General features: G+C 46.3%; 17 protein-coding genes and 1 riboswitch. Of the genes, 12 read left to right on the top strand and 5 right to left on the bottom strand.

The features are described 5' to 3' along the window. Positions 1–96: 96 nt before the first annotated feature. Positions 97–657, bottom strand: a complete 561-nt coding sequence (locus MKY73_RS16660) for an NAD(P)H oxidoreductase (RefSeq protein ID WP_339302687.1) — start codon at positions 655–657, stop codon at positions 97–99. 174 nt (positions 658–831) lie between these two features. Here MKY73_RS16660 and MKY73_RS16655 point away from each other — a divergent pair, with 174 nt between their 5' ends. The 4 genes from MKY73_RS16655 to MKY73_RS16640 all read left to right on the top strand — a co-directional run bounded on the left by MKY73_RS16655 (position 832) and on the right by MKY73_RS16640 (position 6,053). Then, the gene (locus MKY73_RS16655; protein ID WP_339302685.1) at positions 832–1,221 is read left to right on the top strand and encodes a winged helix-turn-helix transcriptional regulator; all 390 of its coding nucleotides are present in this window, start codon (positions 832–834) and stop codon (positions 1,219–1,221) included. Between the two features lie 219 nt (positions 1,222–1,440). Then, positions 1,441–3,276, top strand: a complete 1,836-nt coding sequence (locus MKY73_RS16650) for an assimilatory sulfite reductase (NADPH) flavoprotein subunit (RefSeq protein WP_339302684.1) — start codon at positions 1,441–1,443, stop codon at positions 3,274–3,276. A gap of 56 nt (positions 3,277–3,332) precedes the next feature. Beyond that, entirely contained in the window at positions 3,333–5,054 is a 1,722-nt protein-coding gene (gene cysI, locus MKY73_RS16645) for an assimilatory sulfite reductase (NADPH) hemoprotein subunit (protein ID WP_339302683.1), read from the top strand. 279 nt (positions 5,055–5,333) lie between these two features. Beyond that, positions 5,334–6,053, top strand: coding sequence for a YebC/PmpR family DNA-binding transcriptional regulator (locus MKY73_RS16640; RefSeq protein WP_249911804.1), 720 nt, complete (start codon positions 5,334–5,336; stop codon positions 6,051–6,053). Positions 6,054–6,134: 81 nt separating this feature from the next. On the opposite strand, the gene MKY73_RS16635 is transcribed toward MKY73_RS16640, so the two are convergent. The 4 genes from MKY73_RS16635 to MKY73_RS16620 all read right to left on the bottom strand — a co-directional run bounded on the left by MKY73_RS16635 (position 6,135) and on the right by MKY73_RS16620 (position 9,179). Next, entirely contained in the window at positions 6,135–6,641 is a 507-nt protein-coding gene (locus MKY73_RS16635) for a DMT family transporter (RefSeq protein ID WP_339302682.1), read from the bottom strand. A gap of 14 nt (positions 6,642–6,655) precedes the next feature. Then, entirely contained in the window at positions 6,656–7,354 is a 699-nt protein-coding gene (locus MKY73_RS16630; RefSeq protein ID WP_339302681.1) for a cyclic nucleotide-binding domain-containing protein, read from the bottom strand. A 40-nt stretch (positions 7,355–7,394) separates the two neighbouring features. Then, positions 7,395–7,820: a DMT family transporter gene (locus MKY73_RS16625; RefSeq protein WP_339302680.1), complete on the bottom strand. Its 426-nt coding sequence runs from the start codon at positions 7,818–7,820 to the stop codon at positions 7,395–7,397. Positions 7,821–8,381: 561 nt separating this feature from the next. After that, positions 8,382–9,179, bottom strand: coding sequence for a Nif3-like dinuclear metal center hexameric protein (locus MKY73_RS16620; RefSeq protein WP_339302679.1), 798 nt, complete (start codon positions 9,177–9,179; stop codon positions 8,382–8,384). A 285-nt stretch (positions 9,180–9,464) separates the two neighbouring features. On the opposite strand from MKY73_RS16620, the gene MKY73_RS16615 reads away from it, so the two are divergent. The 8 genes from MKY73_RS16615 to MKY73_RS16580 all read left to right on the top strand — a co-directional run bounded on the left by MKY73_RS16615 (position 9,465) and on the right by MKY73_RS16580 (position 21,428). Beyond that, the gene (locus MKY73_RS16615; protein WP_339302678.1) at positions 9,465–10,055 is read left to right on the top strand and encodes a biliverdin-producing heme oxygenase; all 591 of its coding nucleotides are present in this window, start codon (positions 9,465–9,467) and stop codon (positions 10,053–10,055) included. A 248-nt stretch (positions 10,056–10,303) separates the two neighbouring features. Continuing rightward, a complete protein-coding gene (locus MKY73_RS16610) occupies positions 10,304–12,844 on the top strand; it encodes a diguanylate cyclase (protein ID WP_339302677.1) in 2,541 nt (846 codons plus the stop codon). Positions 12,845–13,050: 206 nt separating this feature from the next. Beyond that, complete coding sequence (locus MKY73_RS16605; RefSeq protein ID WP_339302676.1) at positions 13,051–14,631, top strand: TerB N-terminal domain-containing protein; 1,581 nt, start codon at positions 13,051–13,053, stop codon at positions 14,629–14,631. 7 nt (positions 14,632–14,638) lie between these two features. Continuing rightward, positions 14,639–15,982 (top strand): ATP-binding protein, encoded by a 1,344-nt coding sequence (locus MKY73_RS16600; RefSeq protein WP_339302675.1) that lies wholly within the window; start codon positions 14,639–14,641, stop codon positions 15,980–15,982. Then, positions 15,979–18,198, top strand: coding sequence for a DEAD/DEAH box helicase (locus MKY73_RS16595; protein ID WP_339302674.1), 2,220 nt, complete (start codon positions 15,979–15,981; stop codon positions 18,196–18,198). The genes MKY73_RS16600 and MKY73_RS16595 overlap by 4 nt, the downstream gene beginning before the upstream one ends. 76 nt (positions 18,199–18,274) lie before the next feature. Next, positions 18,275–18,385, top strand: a riboswitch (purine riboswitch). A gap of 106 nt (positions 18,386–18,491) precedes the next feature. Then, entirely contained in the window at positions 18,492–19,451 is a 960-nt protein-coding gene (locus MKY73_RS16590) for a DMT family transporter (RefSeq protein ID WP_339260838.1), read from the top strand. A 432-nt stretch (positions 19,452–19,883) separates the two neighbouring features. Next, on the top strand, positions 19,884–20,309 hold the full coding sequence (locus MKY73_RS16585) for a cupredoxin domain-containing protein (protein WP_339260839.1): 426 nt from the start codon (positions 19,884–19,886) through the stop codon (positions 20,307–20,309). A gap of 96 nt (positions 20,310–20,405) precedes the next feature. Beyond that, a complete protein-coding gene (locus MKY73_RS16580) occupies positions 20,406–21,428 on the top strand; it encodes an SDR family oxidoreductase (RefSeq protein WP_339302673.1) in 1,023 nt (340 codons plus the stop codon). Positions 21,429–21,514 lie beyond the last annotated feature (86 nt).

Raw genomic sequence — 21,514 nt, 5'->3', positions numbered from 1 at the left:
CGAAAAGTCGGTTACTCAACGAACGAGTAACTCCCTATCGTTTTACAGTTGTTATCTGTGATTTGGATGAATGTTATCTGTAATGTCTGCGAATTGTTAATTGTAGTGTTTACCGATTTGATAGGCTTGTTCCAGCAAACCTTCGATATGTTCTTTGGATTCTGAAATCGTTTCATAGAGAAATTCGACTCGGGATTCCTGCATTCTTGCATAACCCGCGATCCCGTTATTCAGATAATTGGAAATCATGTTGTAATAGTCGTATTTATGGAATGAAGCCTCCGTTCCCCCGGCTAGTGCAATCCACAGTGCTTTTTTGGAGTTTGCCTTGTTGAGCAGCCCCATATTCCATACCTTGTCCAGATAAGCTTTGAGCATGGAGGGAACGTTATACCACCAGATCGGGAAAACAAATACAATGGCATCAGCCGCAAGCACTCGATCCAGCTCTTTGCGAATTACAGGGGCATGCTGTTTATCGGGATTTTGCCAATCTCGCTCATCTTCTACACCATATAATGGATCGAATCCGTCTTGATAGAGATCGAGGATATCAATTTCATGGGAATTCTCCTGCATACCTTCTATAAAACGATTCATTACGGCAAATGTTAGGGAATCCTGTCTTGGGTGAGTAACGACCAGTTTAACTTTCATGTAGGAGTAACCATCCTTTTTCTTTTTTTTGGTTAAACATTCTGACCAATGTTATTATAAGTTGCATGACATCTTATTGAGAAGTACGCACCTTCGAGTGCTGTAGATACCTTGAGGTTCTTCGGTTACTTTTAATAATAGGTATACATATATGTGATTTAAGGGGGATAACGAGTGGAACAGGAAATGAAAAGGTATGAGAGTGGCGTGCAGGCGATGCTGGAACTGGTCGGTGGAAAATGGAGGATTCTTATCCTGCATCAACTGATATCAGGTAAAAAACGAACAAGTGAACTTCGCAGGGCTATTCCTGGCATTACCCAGAAGGTCTTAACCCAGCAACTTCGTGATTTGGAAAAGAATGAAATCATCCATCGAATTAGTCATCCTGAGATTCCGCCCAAGGTAGAGTATGAGCTGACCGAATATGGCCTGACACTACAGGACATCATTGACCGCATATGTATGTGGGGAGAAAATCATTTGGACAGAGTATACGGAGATAAAAGCAGTGTGCTGGGAGATCATTTTAGGGACTATATTCCACTTTCAACTTCAACTTGAGCTGGCCGTGGAAATAAAAAATAAATCAAAACCTTCCTTGATCTCAAAAGGAAAGTTTTTGTTGTTTTTTGTCCTTTATCAGTGAAACTGATAAATGCTATAAAATCATTGAAATTGACCCTCAACACCCGGTGTGTTAGGTTTTAGAGAGTAGAAATTAAATTAATATGATAATTTTAGTCGGAATTAAAATCGAAGCAATGCGCGAGGTGGCAAACAGTGGAACTTCAAGTGACAAACAGCCCTTTTAATCAAGAACAAGTTGAACTGCTTAATCGTCTTATTCCTACATTGACCGATGGACAACGTACTTGGTTGAGCGGATATATTGCAGCAATTCAGGCAAGCGCAACAATAGCGGCTCCAGCTAACTTGGTACAGGTTGCACCAACTACAGGTGCTGCACCTGTCAGTGCTCCGCCCGTATCCCGTGAAGTTACCGTGCTCTTCGGTTCACAAACCGGGAATTCAAGTGGCCTATCGAAGAAGCTGGCTAAGAAACTTGAAGAGCAGGGTCTTCAGGTAACGTTGTCATCGATGGGAGATTTCAAACCGAACGGACTCAAGAAAATTGAAAATCTCCTCATCATCGTCAGTACGCATGGCGAGGGCGAACCACCGGATAATGCGATTCCATTGCATGAATTCCTGAACAGCAAACGGGCTCCGAAGCTTGAGGGACTTCGTTACTCGGTGTTGGCTCTTGGAGATACCTCTTATGAGTTCTTTTGTCAGACAGGTAAGGACTTCGATACACGTTTGCAGGAGTTGGGTGGTACAGCACTTGTACCGCGTGTAGACTGTGATGTTGATTTTGATGAACCGGCTGCAGAGTGGATGAATGAAGTGCTGGCATCTTTAAGTAGCACATCTGCCGCTGCGAGCACGGTAACTACTGAGGCTGTTACAGCTGCGGTGAGCGGCGGGCAATCCGAATATGATCGCACGAATCCGTTCAAGGCTGAAGTATTGGAGAATCTCAATCTGAATGGCAGAGGATCGGACCGTGAAACACGCCATATTGAATTGTCCTTGGAAGGCTCTAGCCTGGATTACGAGCCGGGTGACAGCCTTGGGGTATTCCCTGAGAATCACCCGCGCCTTGTCGATGAATTGATTGCAGCCATGGGATGGAATGCAGATGAGCGCGTGACCGTGAATAAAAACGGGGATCAGGCATCTGTGCATGAAGCGTTGCTGCGTTATTTTGAAATTACAGCGGTGACGAAACCGGTCGTGGAACAACTTGCGAAACTGAATCCTGAGAGTGGCCTGACAGCGTTACTCGCAGATGATTCCGAATTCCGCACAGTCATGAATAGCTGTGATCTGCTGGATCTGGTTCAGGATTATAATCTGAAAGGTATTCCTGCTGCAAAATTCGTAGCTGTTCTTCGCAAAATTCCGGCACGTCTGTATTCGATAGCGAGTAGTTCGAAGTCTTTCCCGGATGAAGTTCATCTTACCGTTCGTACGGTACGTTATGAAGCGCGTGGCAGAGAACGTTACGGTGTATGCTCCGTACATCTGGCTGAACGAATCGAAGCTGGCGACACCCTGCCCGTATATATACAGCATAACCCGAATTTCAAGCTTCCTGAGAACCCGGATACGCCGATTATTATGGTTGGCCCAGGTACAGGTGTAGCGCCGTTCAGATCTTTCCTTGGTGAGCGTGAAGAAACAGGCGCAGAAGGCAAGACATGGCTGTTCTACGGAGATCAACATTTCTCCACCGACTTCTTGTACCAGACGGAATGGCAGCGTTGGCTCAAAGATGGTGTGCTCACGAAGATGGATGTAGCCTTCTCCCGTGATACGGAACAGAAGGTATATGTACAACATCGTATGTTGGAACACAGCAAAGAATTGTACCAGTGGCTTCAGGAAGGTGCGAGCGTATATATCTGTGGTGATGAGAAAAAAATGGCACATGATGTGCATGCTGCGCTCACCACGATTCTTGAACAAGAAGGTGGATTATCACCTGAGCAGGCATCGGAATATCTGACACGGTTGCAGCAGGAGAAACGTTATCAGCGGGACGTCTATTAATTATTACCGGCTTAGCCGGATTGCACCATCCCGCAGAGACGAGAGGAGAAAGCAGCATGGTTTATAATAACTTACTTAACCCACAGCGCACGAATAGCGATGTGGAAGATATAAAAATCAAAAGTGATTACTTGCGTGGAAGTCTGACCGAAACGTTGGCTGATCGCATCACGGGTGCAATTCCAGAGGACGACAATCGTCTGATGAAACACCACGGCAGTTATATGCAGGATGATCGTGACCTGCGTAACGAGCGTCACAAATCCAAGCTGGAGCCAGCATATCAATTCATGCTGCGTGTACGTGCTTCCGGTGGAATTGTAACCCCGGAGCAGTGGTTGATGATGGACAGAGTGGCACATAAATATGCGAATCAGACCATTCGTCTGACCACACGTCAGTCTTTCCAACTGCATGGTGTACTGAAGTGGGATCTTAAGAACACCATTCGCGAAGTAAACGATTCTTTGCTAAGCACACTGGCTGCATGTGGGGACGTAAACCGTAACGTGATGTGTAACCCGAATCCGAATCAATCCGATGTGCATGCTGAAGTGTATGAGTGGGCATGTCAAGTAAGTAATCATTTGGACCCTCGCACCCGGGCTTATCATGAGCTGTGGCTGGACGGCGAGAAAGTGATTGATTCCCAGGACTCCGACGAAGAAGTTGAACCAATCTATGGCAAAGTGTATTTGCCACGGAAGTTCAAGATCGGTATTGCTGTACCGCCTTCCAATGATGTGGATGTTTATTCACAGGATCTTGGCTTTATTGCTATTGTGGAGAACGGCAAGCTGCAAGGCTTTAACGTTTCCGTTGGCGGCGGGATGGGCATGTCTCATGGTGATGCCAAAACCTATCCTCAGGTGTCCAAAGTCATTGGTTTCTGTACTCCGGAGCAGATGATTGATGTTGCAGAGAAAACAGTTATGATTCAGCGTGATTATGGAGATCGTGCTGTTCGTAAACACGCTCGTTTCAAATATACGCTGGATGATCGTGGTGTGGAGTGGTTTGTCGAAGAGCTGACCAGCCGTCTGGGATGGAAACTCGATGCGGCACGTCCATATCATTTTGAGACAAACGGAGATCGATATGGTTGGGTAAAAGGCAATAATGGCAGATGGCACTACACGCTGTTCATTCAGAATGGTCGTGTCAAGGATGTGGATGGATATCCTCTCATGACGGGTTTACGTGAGATTGCCAAAGTGCATACGGGTGATTTCCGTCTGACTGCCAATCAAAATCTGATCATCGGTAACATTAGCAGCCAGAAGAAGAAAAAGATTGAAGCACTCATTCAGCAGTATAATCTGACGGATGGAGCACATTACTCTGCGCTGCGCAGAAGTTCGATGGCTTGTGTTGCGCTTCCAACCTGCGGCCTTGCGATGGCTGAGTCCGAACGTTACCTGCCGTCTCTGATCGACAAACTGGAGCCAGTACTGGACGAAGCCGGGCTGAGAGACGAAGAGATTGTCATTCGCATGACGGGCTGCCCGAACGGATGTGCAAGACCGATGCTGGCGGAGATTTCATTTATCGGTAAAGCACCTGGGAAATACAACATGTATCTCGGTGGCAGCTTCACCGGACATCGCTTGAATAAGCTGTACAAAGAAAACATTGGTGAAACCGAGATTCTGGAAACGTTGACACCAATGGTGAACCAATATGCCAGAGAGCGCAATGAAGGTGAACATTTCGGTGACTTTGTCATTCGTGCAGGCTATGTTCCTGAAGTGTTGGATGGTCGACAATTTCACGCTTAATGGACCGGGTAAGATGAACTGAAATTAGGACTGACTTAGGGCGGAAGCATTCCTTCATGGGGTGCTTCTTGTCTGTTATATATGGAGATAATAGAGGTAACGTTAGTTACTGCTGAGAGATTTATGAGAGAAAAAACTGTGGCCAAACTTCAAGTGGAGATGGATAATCACCGCAGTTATTCCCATTATTTCGTGTGTATTAACTTGTTGAAGTACGCTCAACAAGATATAATGGCATAGTAGAAAGCAGATTACATGTTGAAAGTGAGCGGAAACGATATGGGTCGTAAGTGGAATAATATTAAGGAAAAAAAAGCTTCAAAAGATGCAAATACGAGCCGGGTCTACGCTAAATTCGGCGTTGAGATCTATGTAGCTGCCAAGAAGGGCGAACCGGACCCGGAAGCGAACCGTGCACTGAAAGTCGTGCTGGAACGTGCCAAAACGTATAATGTACCCAAAGCCATTATTGATCGTGCAATGGAAAAAGCAAAAGGCAGCGGGGATGAGAACTATGAAGAGTTGCGTTATGAAGGCTTCGGACCGAATGGTGCGATGGTCATCGTGGATGCACTTACCAACAACGTAAATCGTACAGCGCCGGAAGTACGTTCTGCGTTTAACAAAAACGCCGGAAACATGGGTGTCAGCGGTTCTGTTGCTTACATGTTTGATCCTACAGCGGTTATCGGTATAGAAGGCAAAAACTCCGAGGAAGTACTTGAACTTCTGCTTGAAGCAGACGTAGATGTACGTGATATTGTGGATGAAGATGATGCTGTAATTGTATATGCAGAACCGGATCAGTTCCACGCTGTACAAGAAGCATTCAAAGCTGCGGGTATTACGGAGTTCACCGTAGCCGAGCTGACGATGCTTGCGCAAAACCATATTGAACTTCCAGAGGATGCACAAGCTCAGTTCGAGAAACTGATCGATGCGCTTGAAGACCTGGAAGACGTTCAGCAGGTGTACCACAACGTAGAGTTCGCAGAGTAAGCTGCACGATACGTGGTTTGATTGCATAAAAAGAGTGTCTGACCAATCTCCGGGATTGGACGGACACTCTTTTTAGTTATTTTAGGAATTGGATTGCAGGGAGCCGGGCGACTTGTCTGATGAATCTGTCGGATCTGATTTTTCCGATTTAGCCCCACCGAACTTGAACAACACAATTCCGCCAACAATGACAAGCACACCGAGCAGTTGATTCCACGAAAAAGGAATTTGCTCCAGACCGAGCCACCCCATGGAGTCAAACAAAAGGGCGAAGCTCAGTTGGGATGTCAGCACGATCGAGATGGCATACGTGGGGCCAAGCAGCTTCATACCTTGTACGAGACAGAAGACCACACCAACGCCGATGGCTCCACTGAGCCAATACCAGGGTTGCATATGCTGGAAGCTGAATGTATTCTTGCCTTCCACGAGCAGAGAGATGAGGAACGAAGCGATGAATCCGGTGAAAAGCACCAGCGTTGTTGTGGACCATGAACCGGTGCGTTCATTGACTTTGCTATTAAATATCGTTTGCAGACTGACAAGTGCTCCTGCCAAGAGCGCAAGCGAAATCCCTGTAATTAACATGGTTGTCGAACTCCTTACTCATAAATATTGTGACCTGCTATTTCGCGCAGACCCCCACGGTTTTTAATCATAATCAATCCCTGATGTCGTTCAATTAATCCGTCTGCACAGAGCTTTTGGATGACCCTGTTCAGGTGTCGGTAACTGGTGCCGATCAGATTCGCGATGTCAGTCAGGTTAAACGCGTCCAGCTCTTCGTGAACGACGCTGCCCGCTTCTTCTGTCGAGATGGAGAGCAGGTAGCTGGCTAGACGGACCTCAACGGGATACATCAGGTTGAAATTGGAAAAGTTTGAGTCAATGTAGAATTTGTGTGAGATGATTTTGAGCAAAAATTTAAGTAAAGGTGCATAATCGCCGGCAAGCTCAGCGAGCCATTGATAATGAATCCGAAGCATCACCACAGGTGACACGGCCTGAACTGTGTTGACAATATCACTTTCACGGACATATTCAATGTCACCGACGACTTCAAGCGGTGTCTTGAAGCAAAGCACGAGTGTTTTGTCCTGAGCGGAGGTGGTGAAGATCTTGATTTTACCCTCGACCAACACATATAAATATTCGGAGGCTTCCCCTTCACGACAGATCAGTTCACACTTTTCGAAGTGACATAATGTTAAATGGGGACGCAGGGGCTCTTGAAATACCTTTTCGAGTTGATATTGCTTCAGATAATGTATTAATTGTTGCTCATCATGAATCTCTTCCACGCTCTTGTTCACCCCCGACTATATTCTAGAAAAGCAAAAGCTACAATTTCATAATGATGACACCTGAGATCATCAAGGCAATGCCCAGAAATTGCGGCAGTTTCATCTTTTGTTTCACTACACCGAACCATCCGTTACTATCCACGAGAAAAGTCAGGAACAGCTGAGCAATGAGCAGTGCTGAGATCGTGAACGTCACCCCAATTTGCTGAATGGCCGTCACTTCGCTGAAAATGATGACAGCGCCAAACGCTCCCCCAGCCAGGTACATAGGTTTAACTTGTCTGAGTCCTTGAAGGTTAATGTCTCTAACGAACATTAGGATCAGCGCCGCTAAGATGAATCCTGTCAGTTGTGTAATCGTAGCGGCCTGCCATGTGCCCATGTCGGTACTAATCCGAGCATTGGCAACACCTTGGAGCGTGATACACGCGCCACCCAGTAATGCAAAAATAATTCCTTTCATATGTACGCTCCTTATTCAATTACTTCGACTTCTATTTAATGACAAACTCACCCCAAACGCCAAGGACAAATGTCCTGAGCTTTGAAGTCACAGCATCTAGAGTACAATAAAGAACCAGGGAAATCCAGTTTGGGCATGAAGAGATGCGCCGTATATGTGCGGGAGTACTCATTTTTAATGAGCATGATCTCTAACGAACCAGTGACACCTTATGGTATTGATTCGATTGAATTGAGAAATCTAAGGAACCTCAGCCACGTTAATCGGGCTAAGGCAAGTAGAAAAGGATGGATAATGAGTGGAAACGGAGGAATAACGTGTCTACAATTCGTTAGTTTTGAAAATCGGCAAATATTCACTAAATAGAGTGTGTCAGGTTGGTTAATAACTATCTAAGAATTTGTCCTAAGAGCTAGCCAAGATGAAAGAGAGTTTGCCGACTCGACCCCGGAGCGCAGAACAGATGTACAGCTCCAGGGTAGCGGGCAATGAGATTTGAACAATTCAGCTAAACACCTCTCCTAAACTACCCATACCAAACTAATCCAATCAATCGCATGATCAGATCACAGTGTACACAGACCGTTCACCTACATAATGAACGGACAGTTCTGTGAATTGTTCTGCCAACCTGTCTGCCAATAGATTCATACCCGGAGCCTCGCTCTCGGCATGCCCCAACATGATGAGTGCTTTGGACTTGCCTTGTTGCACAGCATCACGGATATATTCCGGTGTCTCCCATTCGAATCCTTCTCCAGCGATGATCAGATCCAATTGTTTGTTCTGAATCAAGGGAATCGTCACAGGGCCATTGCCACGAAAACCAACCAATATCGCTGCGTGCCTACAGACTATGTCGGGATTGCCTGCAACGCGGACATAATCGATCCCAAGGCAACGTTTCACATGGTGAGCAATAGCTTGGGCAGTGCTTGCTTCCGGAAAAGAAAGGATATCTGCTTCCGGTACTCGTTGCTCCACATAAGAGGACCATCCCAAGGCCTGAACCAGTCCTTCGGTAATGCCATCCGGTTGGAAGCGGTGGATGATATCATGACATCGATAGATGGAGATGCCTGCTTCGTCGATTAACTTTCTTTTGTCCGTATACACCGAATCAGTTGCAAGCCAATCCGTCTGACTGTGATGGTTATAGAACGGAGATTCATGCGCAATGATTAAGTTAGCGCCTTGCTGTATGGCTTGTTCAATCACATATTGTGTGGGCATAAAAGCGATGACAATACCTGTGACCTTACAGTCAAGTGAACCGGTAATGAGCTGATCCACCGTGTTTTCCGGCAGTTCAATGTTATCTAAAAGATGAAGGACAACGTCTTGAACAGTGAGATCCATAGATTGCATTCCTCCAATGACAGGATATAAAAATAGTGTAACATGTTTACATTTGAAATCTACTGCCTTCCAGATTGTGGGGGTCAATTTTATTATTTTCGGTTAATGCTAAATCATGCAGATTACAGTGGGTTAAGATAACAACGAAGAAGAGTGTTCACTGTGTACGGATGTTGGATTCGTGTAGTTTTCTCAAACAAGAATAAGTATACTTACATAGAGTCTTTATTGCATTAAATGAGCTGTTTGCAACAGCAGAGCAGATTGTGAGAGGGGATAACTACGATGACAGCAACAACTATTATGGAACGTCTGAAGAGCGAGACAGCTCATTACCACAGACAAGTAGAACAGAACCCTTATGCAAAAGCCATTATGAATCAAACTGTGACTATAGAAGAATATAGAACATATCTAGAAAAGTTTTATGGATTCCTCAAACCGCTGGAAGATCAAGCTGTACAGCAGCCTTTCTGGGGAAGTACAGGATTGGATATCGAGATTAGAGGCAAGGCTGGACTATTGGAGAAAGATCTGCACAATCTTGGTGCAAGTGAAGAGGAAATTAGCCAACTTCCGCTCTGCAAAGAACTTCCGGATATTTCGACGCCAGCCCGTTTGTTTGGATACATGTATGTCATTGAGGGGTCCACGAACGGTGGACAGATCATGACCAAACGTTTGTCGCAGTTCCTGCCCATTGAAGCTGATCGTGGATTAGAATATTTCAACGCCTATGGCTCAGAGACAAGAACAAGATGGAGCGAGTTTATGATTTTGCTGCAGCAGTCCATCAGCAGTCCAGAAGATCATGACAACATGGTGCACAGTGCATCAGAGACATTCCGACTGCTGGATCAGTGGATTAATACGTAGGGCAGACTTTTTTTCATATTTTAAAGGTATCTATATAAGTTGAATTAATCATTTACACCTAACGAAGAGGACAGAAAAAACCTGGAAAAGCGAAGCATTCGCCTTTATAACCGGATTTTTCCCTTAGAAAAGGGAATCGATAAAATCTGGGGATAACAGCGATTGGAAGGTTATTCTGTCATCGTAGTGCAATGTAAATAATCATTATTTCACCTTATATAACATCATGAGAGGGGATTTTCCTGGCCATGGCCGAACCGAAGTCCAAGAAAGAACAAAATTTGTTGAACCGCACATTGCTTCATCAGGGAACATACACAACTGATCCGATAGATCTGAATAACTGTGATAAAGAACCAATTCATATCCCCGGCTTTATTCAACCTCATGGTGTTCTTTTGGCCATCAATACCAGTCTTACGCCAACTATTGTTCAGTGTAGCCAAAATACGGAGGACCATCTGGGTATTGCCTATGAGGATGTTCTGGGCATGCCTTTGGAGAACCTGATTGGCGAGCAAGAAGTAAGCAAACTGTTGGGCAGCAGCTTCAATGCGAATGTTACCTCTGACCTGCATTACATGGATCTTACCATTAAGGTATCCGGTGAGGAACAGGTCTTCTCTTCTGTGCTTCATGAAAGTGAAGGTTTGCTCATTCTGGAGATCGAGCCTTATGACGAAAAAGAGGACGTGGAGACTACTGACTTCGAGTGGATATCCCGATTCTTCGGTCGGATGAAAAGCACAGATAGCCGCGTGGAGGCAAGTCAGATTGCGGCTGAACAGGTCAAGGAAATGCTCGGTTACGATCGGGTGATGATCTATGAATTTGACGAGCAATGGAATGGTAAGGTTATTGCTGAAGCGCGTGAACAAGAACTCGAACCATTCCTGGGACATCACTATCCAGCGTCGGATATACCAAAACAAGCTCGGGAGTTGTATCTTCGCAATTGGCTGCGGACTATCGTGAATGTAAATTATAAACCGGTCGAAATTGTACCTATGCTACAACCATTGACTGGCAAACCGCTGAATTTGAGTCTTTCGGTTCTGCGTAGCGTATCGCCACTTCACATCGAATATCTGCATAATATGGGTGTAGGTGCGACCGTAACGATTTCGCTCATTCATAACAATGAGTTATGGGGACTTATCACATGCCATCATTATTCGGCCAGATATGTCCCCCATCGTGTGCGGAATCTGTGCAATTTCCTGGGGGCGTTCTTCTCCAATGAATTGTTCCAGCGTCAGCAGTTAGATGATTACCAATCCGAGATTCAATCACGTGAAGCTGCTTCACGAATTGCCAACATTTTTATTGGAAACACAAGTCCTGCCCGAGTACTTGAAGAATTACAGGGAGAAGAAGAGACAGTATTGAACCTGATGGATGCTGCCGGAGCAGCGATCTGTTACCAGGACAAGTTATTGTTATATGGTGAAACGCCTAACAGCGGCCAGATTCGTGAACTGGCAGGTTGGCTTGCAGGAAAGTCTGAGGATTACAGTTACTACACTTCGAAACTGAGTTCAGAGTATGAAACAGCCAAAGCTTATCCGGATAAGGCTTCTGGGATTATTTATGTTGCCATTTCGCCTGGACAGCATAACTACATGATCTGGTTCCGACCTGAGGTTGAGCAGGTTGTCGAGTGGGCGGGTGACCCAGCCAAAGCGGTGCTCAAGACGGATGACGGTATGCGATTGTCACCTCGTAAATCATTCGAGAAATGGCGTGAGGTTGTAAAGTCAACTTCGTATCCGTGGACTACAAAAGAACTAAGTGTGTTACCTTTACTCAAATCCATTGTACGTCGGCAGACGGAGAATCAGTTGGTTCAGGCTGAGGAACAGGCACTTCAGAACGCTCGTATTTTGCGACAAAATGAACAGCGTTATTTGCAGTTAATGGATTATTCGCCCGTGGCATTTTTTACTCTGACGGACGGTCAGATTATCTATTGTAATACAAAGGCAGCTGAGCTGCTCGGGTTCGAGAGTTCCCAAAACCTGATGGGTAAGGACTTTAGAGAATTTGTACCTGACAATACGAGAGTCACCTTGCAACAGAATTTTGAGGAATTAAAGCACAATAACACAAGTTTAATTACAAGTCAGTCCTATTTCACTACAGCGGTTGGTACCTCACTGTTGCTTGAAGTTACACTCGCTGCTGTTACGCATGCAGGAAAACCTTCTGTGATGGTGCTTCTGCACAGCGGGGCGTCTCACCATGAACATGACCATTACACCGAAACGACAAGCCAGCTGCAAAATTATCTGAACACAGATCCGTTGACAGATATGCCAATTCAAACGGTGTTCAAGTCTCAGCTTCAGGATGACTGGGATGATTGTTTGGAGGAGAAATGTAGTCTGGGGTTGCTCATTATAGATATCGATGATTTCCGTTCATATAACGCGGCATACGGACTTCAGGGAGGCGATCTGTGTCTGCAATGGATCGGTGAGGTACTCACCGTGGTCAGTGAGCAGCACAACGCACTAATATCCCGTCTTCGCGGAGGTACCTTCATGTTGAAAATGAAGAGCACAACTTCTGAACATTCAGCACAGCTTGCGGAAGAGATTAGACAACATGTTCTGGCTCTGCAGATCCAGCGAGAATTGTCGGGTCCGAGTGGGATCGTTACGGTTAGTGTCGGGGGTGCAGTGCTGGTACCTGATGAGCAGTCAAGTGCATCCGATCTGATTGAAAAAGCTACTCAAGCGCTGGCCCAAGCGAAGAGTGAAGGGAAGAATCGAGCAATTGTAGTCTGATTTAGGGCATGTAACCTTACTTTTAACGAATACACCTGGATCAATATCATATCAATATGAACTAAATGAGAGAGCAGAAATGCTCTCTTTTTTTGGTTTTAATAATGTGTTAATTTCATCACCGCAGACACAGCACTAGTGTTATAATGATCCCTATGGATACACTTGTTCGTATTCTGTCTCGGAGGAGGGTGAGATAACGTTCTATGAAAGACAACTCTAGACAATTGGAATTTATGGAGATAGATCTGAGCGAAGAACCCGTAACAGCTGCGGTTCCGGTTCCTGATCGTTCAACCATTGTGCAGCAACCTGCACATCATGCGATGCAGCATCGTGGAGGCATATTGTCTTCGGAGAAACGTTTTGTAGAGGAAGCAAAGCAGTGGTCAGAATTGGAAGGAGATGTGTCCCCCTGGGCCCCCTTTATGAGTTACTGGCCCACATATGGCGTAATGAACGAAGCCCAACGCAAGTGGTATTTGTATTGGAGGAAGGAAGTTCGTCAGGGGAGATACCCGGATACCGATCTGTCCTATCTATTTGTTCATATATATGAGTTGATTAACGGCATTGGCTGGCAGAATGCTCAGGATGGTTATGATCAATTAAAGCAGCTATGGTTGAACTACCGTGAAAGGCTCCCTCAATTAAATATATATATGCAAGAGTGGGTGGTCGATTACGTACTGGTCCATCAGATGGAGACGTCTTTATCCGAAGTCATGGACCTTTCGGGCGGCTATCTGCCAGCAGAGATGCTGGACAAGGAACTGCAACGTGTTTTACAGGACAAGATGTCGGATATTTCGCTAAGTATGCTGCAAAGGTACTACGATTACGATATTACGCTCAGTAAGTTCTATAGGGATGGCGGCAAAGAAGTGATGGAGCAGTACATCCCACGGGTCATGGCATTGGTTCATTCATATCTGGAGCGTACGCGAGAAGTCGGACTGGTGCCAGTGTTTCAACCCAACGAAGAACGCACGGTGGAGCGCATACTGTTTCGCAAAGCGGTCTATGACGACTCGATCTATGGAAGATCGGTATCATTCAGATATATGCCCATTGGTGAACGGGCTGAATTTGTACAGATGGTTACGCGGATCTATCGATGTACTGAAAATAAACTTCGTGAACTGCTCGGATTCAGAGGCCGATTGCGTGGACAAACATTAGAGCCCGAACTTGCGAATCTGATTGAACGTTACCTGGACAAAGCATATGCGATTGATCAGGCCGAGACGGTGGAACAACCTGTGATTCGTATTGATACGGAAAAATTGACATCGTTACAGCAAGAAAGTGAATACGTGCGATTGGCACTTACAATTGAAGATGATCACTCTTCTGAAGTGAAGGATGAAGAGGTTGACAGCGCAAATGTTGCAAGTATTTCAGTAGATGCGCTAGAAGCAAGGGATGAGATGACTCCAACTGAAGATTCCATGGAGCCAGCTCCCTCTGTGGTAGAGATTACAACAGGAGCGTCAACAGCATCAATTGGGTTGCAATGGGATGTGAGTGCAGAGGTTGATTTGGATGAACAATGGCTGCTATTTGCCAAGGAACTATCCCCTCCGCAGGTGCAAGCGATTCACGCTCTTCTTGGTGCAAATCCTGATACGGAGCTGATGCGTCTGGCTGAGCAATATGGAACGATGCCTACGCTTCTGCTGGATGAAATTAATGATGTGGCTATGGATACGATCGGTGATCTTCTGATTGATGGTGAGCGGATTGTTCCGGATTATATAGATGTGTTCGAACATGTGAAGAGGTGATACGTAAGTGACAGAACTTAAAATACCAAAGCGGCTGACCACCGCACTTGTCAATTCGTTAACGGCGGGTGTTGTCCCGCGCATAGGACTGGAGCAGATTGCTGTTGGCCGCAAACCGGAAGTGGAAGCTATCTTGCGGGATATGGACAATATCGCCGAGGGTGGCGCTGCGTTCAAACTCATTACCGGCCGTTACGGTAGCGGTAAAAGCTTTCTTTTGCAAATGATTCGTAACTATGCGATGGACCGTGATTTCGTTGTGGCAGATGCCGATCTGTCACCAGAGCGACGATTGGTGGGTACCAAAGGTCAGGGACTTGCGACATATCGCGAACTGATGACTCGTCTGTCTACACGCACACGCCCGGATGGGGGAGCGTTGGAGCCGATTTTGCAAAAATGGATCGCCGGGTTGCAACAATCCACGATGCAAAGTCAGAACCTGCGCCCGGATGATCCCGCTCTGCCGCTGGAGGTTGAGAAGCAGATCTATGCGGTGACAGGTGAGATGCAGAATCTGGTTCACGGCTTTGATTTTGCCAAGGTACTGGCTTCCTACTGGAATGGGTACAAGCTCGCTGATGATGATCGCAAACAGGCGGCGCTTCGCTGGCTTCGAGGAGAATTTGCAACCAAAACGGAAGCAAAAAAAGAACTGGCTGTTGGTGTAATCATTGACGATGACAACTGGTATGACTACTTCAAATTGTGGTCTGAATTCACAGCGCGCATTGGTTACAAAGGATTGCTGTTGTTCATTGATGAAGCGGTGAATCTGTACAAAATTACAAACAGCGTCTCTCGTCAAAGCAATTATGAGAAATTGCTGACCATGTTCAATGATACAATGCAGGGCAAGGCGGAGCACCTGGGCATATTTGTAGGCGGTACGCCGCAATTTGTGGAGGATGAACGGCGCGGACTATATAGTTATGAAGCGCTTCGCTCCAGGCTTATTGATGGTCGTTATGCAGCCAAAGCGTATGCAAATTATACGGGTCCGATTCTGAAGCTTGCAATGTTATCACATGAAGAGATTCTGATTTTGCTCCAGAAGCTGCGGCAGATTCATGCGTTGCATTTTGGATACAGTGCAGGTCTGACGGATGAACAATTGGTTGATTTTATGCAAACGGCGGTGAATCGACTGGGGGCGGATGAATTGCTGACCACGCGTGAAGTGGTACGGGACTTTATGGATGTACTGCATACGCTCCATCAGAATCCCGAAGTGACTTATACGCAATTACTTGGTGAACGGGCTGCCAAACCCCAGGAACCGGGTAAAGGAGCGGATGCTTCCGCAAATTCGGATGATCTGGACGACTTTCTGGCGGAGTTTGAATTATGAGTGATAATCCATTCTATCGGCTGGCGCCATTCGTGCAGGAATTTATATATAAAAAAAGATGGGAATCGCTTCGGCCTGCTCAGATTGAGGCTTGCAATATCTGTTTTCATACTCCGCATCATATGCTGATTGCGGCAGGCACGGCCTCCGGCAAAACGGAGGCGGCTTTTTTTCCTGCATTGACCGAGCTGCATGAACGGCCTTCCAAATCAGTTGGCATTCTGTACATTGGACCTCTGAAAGCCCTGATTAACGACCAATTCGAACGTCTTAAGGATCTGTTAACCGAAGGAAATATTCCGGTTTGGCATTGGCATGGGGATGTGCCGCAGGCGGAGAAAACAAAACTGATGAAAAATCCATCCGGTGTGCTTCAGATTACGCCAGAATCGCTGGAAGGACTGCTCATGAATCGACCGAATGCGATCCCGGCGCTGTTTCATGATCTGCGCTATGTCATCATTGATGAGGTACATGCCTTCATGGGAGCGGATCGGGGGATTCAAGTGCTCAGCGAGCTTGCCAGAATTGAGCGTATGGCTGGCTGTGCACCGCGAAGAGTTGGATTGTCGGCTACACTTAGTGATTATGATGCGGCTACATCTTGGCTTGCTGCCGGAACACAGCAGGGAGTGGATGTGGTCTCTTCTCCAGGTGGTCGCAAGCTGCGCCTGCGGGTGGAACATTTCTCTTTTCCAGATGCACAGGACGAGGAGCAGGCGGAGCAGCTTCATAACGCACGCAAAGCGTACTACGACTTCATCTATGAGAGCACACATCTTAAAAAAGCATTGATCTTCACCAACAGTCGTACGGACGCTGAGGTGACTATTCTTGAGATGCGTCGGGTCGCGGCTCGCAGGCAAGAGCGTGATGTGTTCCATGTGCATCATGGAAGTATCTCCGCCATGCTCAGGGAGGAAACGGAAGCTGCCCTGCGCACTGGATCGGGGCCTGCGGTTGCTGCGGCAACGGTCACGCTCGAACTGGGTATCGATCTGGGGGAACTGGAACGTGTGGTTCAGCTTGGTGCACCGTATAGTGCGTCCAGCTTTGTACAGCGTCTGGGACGTTCGGGGAGACGAGAGGACATGGCATCAGAGATGCTTTTTGTATGTCCGGAGGAAGAGGATGAGGAAGCGCAATTGCCAGCACGTATGCCGTGGACGTTGATGCGTGCAATTGCTGTTATCGAACTTTATGTAAAAACAAAGTGGGTCGAGCCGCTTGAAGCCCGCAAAATGCCCATAGGTGTGCTCTACCATCAGACGATGAGCATGCTGAAAAGTATGGGGGAGGCGGAGCCGAGAGACCTTGCAGAAGCCATCCTTTCGCTGGCCCCCTTTGCGTTGATTAGACCAGATCAATATCAGGCTTTCCTGAATTACCTCATTGAGACGGATCATCTGCAATGGACAGAGGATCGAACATTGATTATCGGTCTGACAGGTGAGAAAATCGTAAATAATTATCGCTTCTATGCGGTGTTTAAGGACGATGAGGAACATAAAGTACTGAACGGCTCGGAAGAGATTGGTTCCATTACAACCGTGCCCCCGCCAGGCTATTGCTTCTCGCTCGCAGGCAAACTGTGGAAAGTGGAAGAAGTTGATCACAAGCACAAGGCTGTGTATGTGAAGTCTGCCAAAGGTAAAGTAGATACGTTATGGCTTGGAGCGGGCGGAGACATCCACACAACGGTGGTACAGAAAATGCGTGAAGTGTTGTCCGATTCAGTGATCTATCCCTACCTGTCACCGCAAGCCGTCAATCGACTTGAACGGGCACGCCGTCTAGCTCGTGAAAGCGGACTGTTGAAGCAGGTTGTTATTCCGGCTGGGGGAGATTCGATGTATGTACTTCCTTGGGTAGGGAGTAAATCGTTCCGTACATTGGAGCGCCTGATGAAGCATAATCTGTCGGGCAAACTGGCTTTGCGCTCGGTAGTGCCCATGGAGCCATATTATTTTGTAGTATCCGGCAAGGTCGATGAACGGACATTGTTAGCCGAGATTATGAGCGAATGTCGGATGGCTGAAGATGCATCTGCGCTACTGGCTGAAGATGAAGCACCCTATCTGGGCAAGTATGATGAATTTGTCGCGCCACCTTTGATCCGTGAGGCTTTTGCCGTGGATGGGCTGGATCTGGATGGGTTGAAGGCAGGTTTACAGCAAACATTGGAGTGGGATTCCTCAGCCTCTAATCGAACCTGACTTTTTTTATACGGAATAGGGTTGACACCACCTCACCTCCCATGTAATATATGAAAAGTCGTCACACACGAATTACATCAAATTGCATATATCATTTCGTATAACCTCGCAGGCCGAAAGTGTACACAGGGCGAGGGTCTCTACGGGAAGCCTATACTTCCTAACTACGATGCCAAGGAATCAATATATTCCTTGCTCGTAGTTAGGATTTTTTGCATTTGTATGTGTCTGTGACCTTGGCATGAACCAATCATGCAGGCGTATTTTCTTATCATCAGGAGGTTTATTCACAAATGAAATATTATCTGTCCGTTCTCGCGGGAGCGATGAGCTATGGCATATTATCCACGATTGTGGTTCTGGCGTATGGCGAAGGATATAAACTTGGTGAAGTTGTGGGAACACAGCTGATTACGGGTTTTCTTCTTTCCTGGATGCTGGCGCTATACACAAAATTTAGAACAAAACGCAAATCACAGGCAGATGGCCAATCATCAGGAGCTGTGGCACAGGTATTCAAGCGGTTGACGTGGAAACAACGTCTGCTATTGATGGCTGCCGGAACACCAACGGTAATTACGGGTCTTGTGTATTATCAGTCTTTGCGTTACATCCCGGCTTCACTTGCCATTATCCTGCTGTTCCAGTTCACCTGGATTAGTGTATTGATTCAGGCGATAAGCAAACGTCAACGTCCAGACAAAGTCACATTCCTGACGTTGATCGTGCTGTTTGGCGGAACTTTGCTGGCAGCGGGTTTCCTGGAACAGGGACTGGGTGAGTTCAACGGTCTGGGTATTGCTCTTGGACTAATGGCAGCTGTAAGTTACTCCCTGTTCGTATTGTTCAGCGGCAAAGCGGTTCCTTCAGCGCATCCGGCCTTTCGTAGTGCGTGGATGGTAACAGGCGGATTGATCCTGCTGTGCATTTTGTTCCCGCCGACATTCCTCTTCAATGGATTAATCTGGAGCCAGTTGCTTGTGTTTGGACTGCTGCTCGGATTCTTCGGAGCATTCATTCCACCGGTATTGTTCGCTATCGGCGTTCCGCATATTGGAGGCGACATGGCCGGAATTCTGGGTGCGGTGGAGCTTCCAATTGCAGTACTGTTATCCTCTATCGTGCTACATGAGCATGTCAGCGGATTGCAATGGTTCGGGGTTATCATTGTACTCATCGGTGTAGCCCTGCCAGAGCTGTATAAATTACGCATGAGAAGAAGTCGTAGTCGAAGTAAACCCATCTATTCCTGATCCAGACGAAAAGGGATATTGCGGAGCATGAACGGGAATAACCGTAGAAAAGCCTGAGAAATCAGGTTTTTTTTATTTAAATATTCTATATAAATTGAACTAAACATTTACACGAAACGGAGAGGACAGAAAAGACCTGAAGAAGCGGAGCGTTCGCCTAAAAGCTTTCTGAAAGAAAGCTGCATCGGAAGCATAAGCTATCCCCGGATTTCCCCTTTATAAAAGGAATCAAAAAATCTGGGGATAACAGCGATCGGAAGGTTGTTCTGTCATCGGAGTTTGCATTGTAAATATTCTTTAGTTCAATTTATATGGCTCAACCACAATAGCCCAGAGGGGTCATTTTCAATGTCATGCGAATCAGGTATGCTTATAAAATACATCCGTCTTTGGATTGATTATTGATGGAACCATCGAATGAGGAGTGTTTATATGAAAAGCTGGTTTGGAAAAACCTGGCCTTGGATCACGCTGGGTCTGACTGTTGTTGTACTGCTCGGATCATTTTTGGTTTATTTTATGGGCAAAGACGTATCCCCGGGATCAGGAAGTGCTGTAACTGCACAAGCCGAGACACCGGAGGATTTGAAGGGATATGAAGTCATTGATGTGGACGTGAGCAATGATGGTTTTGGACCAGACGTTATTGAGGTGAAAGCTGGTGTACCGACCAAAATCAACTTTATTCTGACCCGGTCGGTGACACATGTTAAATCAGTCGGATCACAACAGCTTGGCATGGATCTGTATATGCAAAAGGGACCCAATTATTATACGGTCGACAAAGATCTGCCAAAGGGCGAATACGAAATTCACTGTGGTATGTACATGATATACGCAACGATTAAGGTCGTCTAAGCAGAAGGAGCATGGTTTCGGGTCACCGAGCTTTGCTCCTTTTTTTGGTGCGTGATATCATTGGAAAGTGGGTAAAATTGTTCAGGAGGTGCGAAAATGAAAGCGCTATTTATTGGAGGGACAGGCACCATCAGCACGGCCATTACGGAGATGCTTGCACAGCAAGGCTGTGAACTGTATTTGATTAATCGAGGCAATCATAACCATGACTTACCTAAGGAAATCAACGTACTTCAAGCGGACATTAATGACGAGACACGTGTAGCAGAACTGATCGCTGATCTGGAATTTGATGTGGTGGCAGACTTTATTGCCTTTGTACCATCTCAATTGGAGAGAGATTACCGTTTATTTAAGGATAAAACAAAGCAGTTTATTTTTATAAGCTCAGCATCTGCGTATCAGACGCCTTTGGCTGATTACCGGATCACGGAAGGGACACCTTTATCGAATCCGTACTGGGAGTATTCTCGCAACAAGATTGCCTGTGAAGACTATCTGATGAAACAATACCGCGAGCATGGATTCCCTGTGACCATTGTGCGTCCAAGCCATACGTATGGCGACAAATCTGTACCTCTTGGTGTTCATGGTGCTCAAGGCAGCTGGCAGGTTCTCAAGCGCATACGTGAAGGCAAACCTGTTATCATCCATGGAGATGGTACCTCACTATGGACCATTACGCACAACACTGATTTTGCCAAAGGTTTTATCGGGCTTATGGGGAATATCCATGCAATTGGTGAATCGGTACATATCACCTCGGACGAATCCGTCACCTGGAATCAGATTCATGAGATTATTGCCGGCGTCTTGGGAGTTAAGCTTCATGCAGTACATGTACCATCCGAATTCTTGGCAGCATGCAGTGACCAGGATCTTCGCGGCGGTTTGCTGGGAGACAAAGCCAATACCGTTGTGTTTGACAACAGTAAGCTGAAACGGCTTGTTCCGGAATTTGTAGCAACGACAAGAGCGGACCAAGGCATACGAAGTACGATTGAATATATTCTGGCCCATCCTGAATTACAGACCGAAGATCCGGAATTTGATGGCTGGTGTGACAAGGTCGTTGGTGCGTTGGATGAGGCATTATTGAAGATCAGAGATGAGAAATGAGAAGTAAGGTGTTCATGATCAACTGTTTACATTCATGAGCGGAATCGTTATAATCAAGAAAAAATGACACTTGTTAGGGGAGGCAC

This window comes from Paenibacillus sp. FSL R5-0519, from assembly GCF_037974275.1.
Classification (GTDB): domain Bacteria; phylum Bacillota; class Bacilli; order Paenibacillales; family Paenibacillaceae; genus Paenibacillus.
The sequence above is the reverse complement of the archived record's forward strand: the minus strand, read 5'-3'. Positions and strand labels throughout refer to the sequence as shown.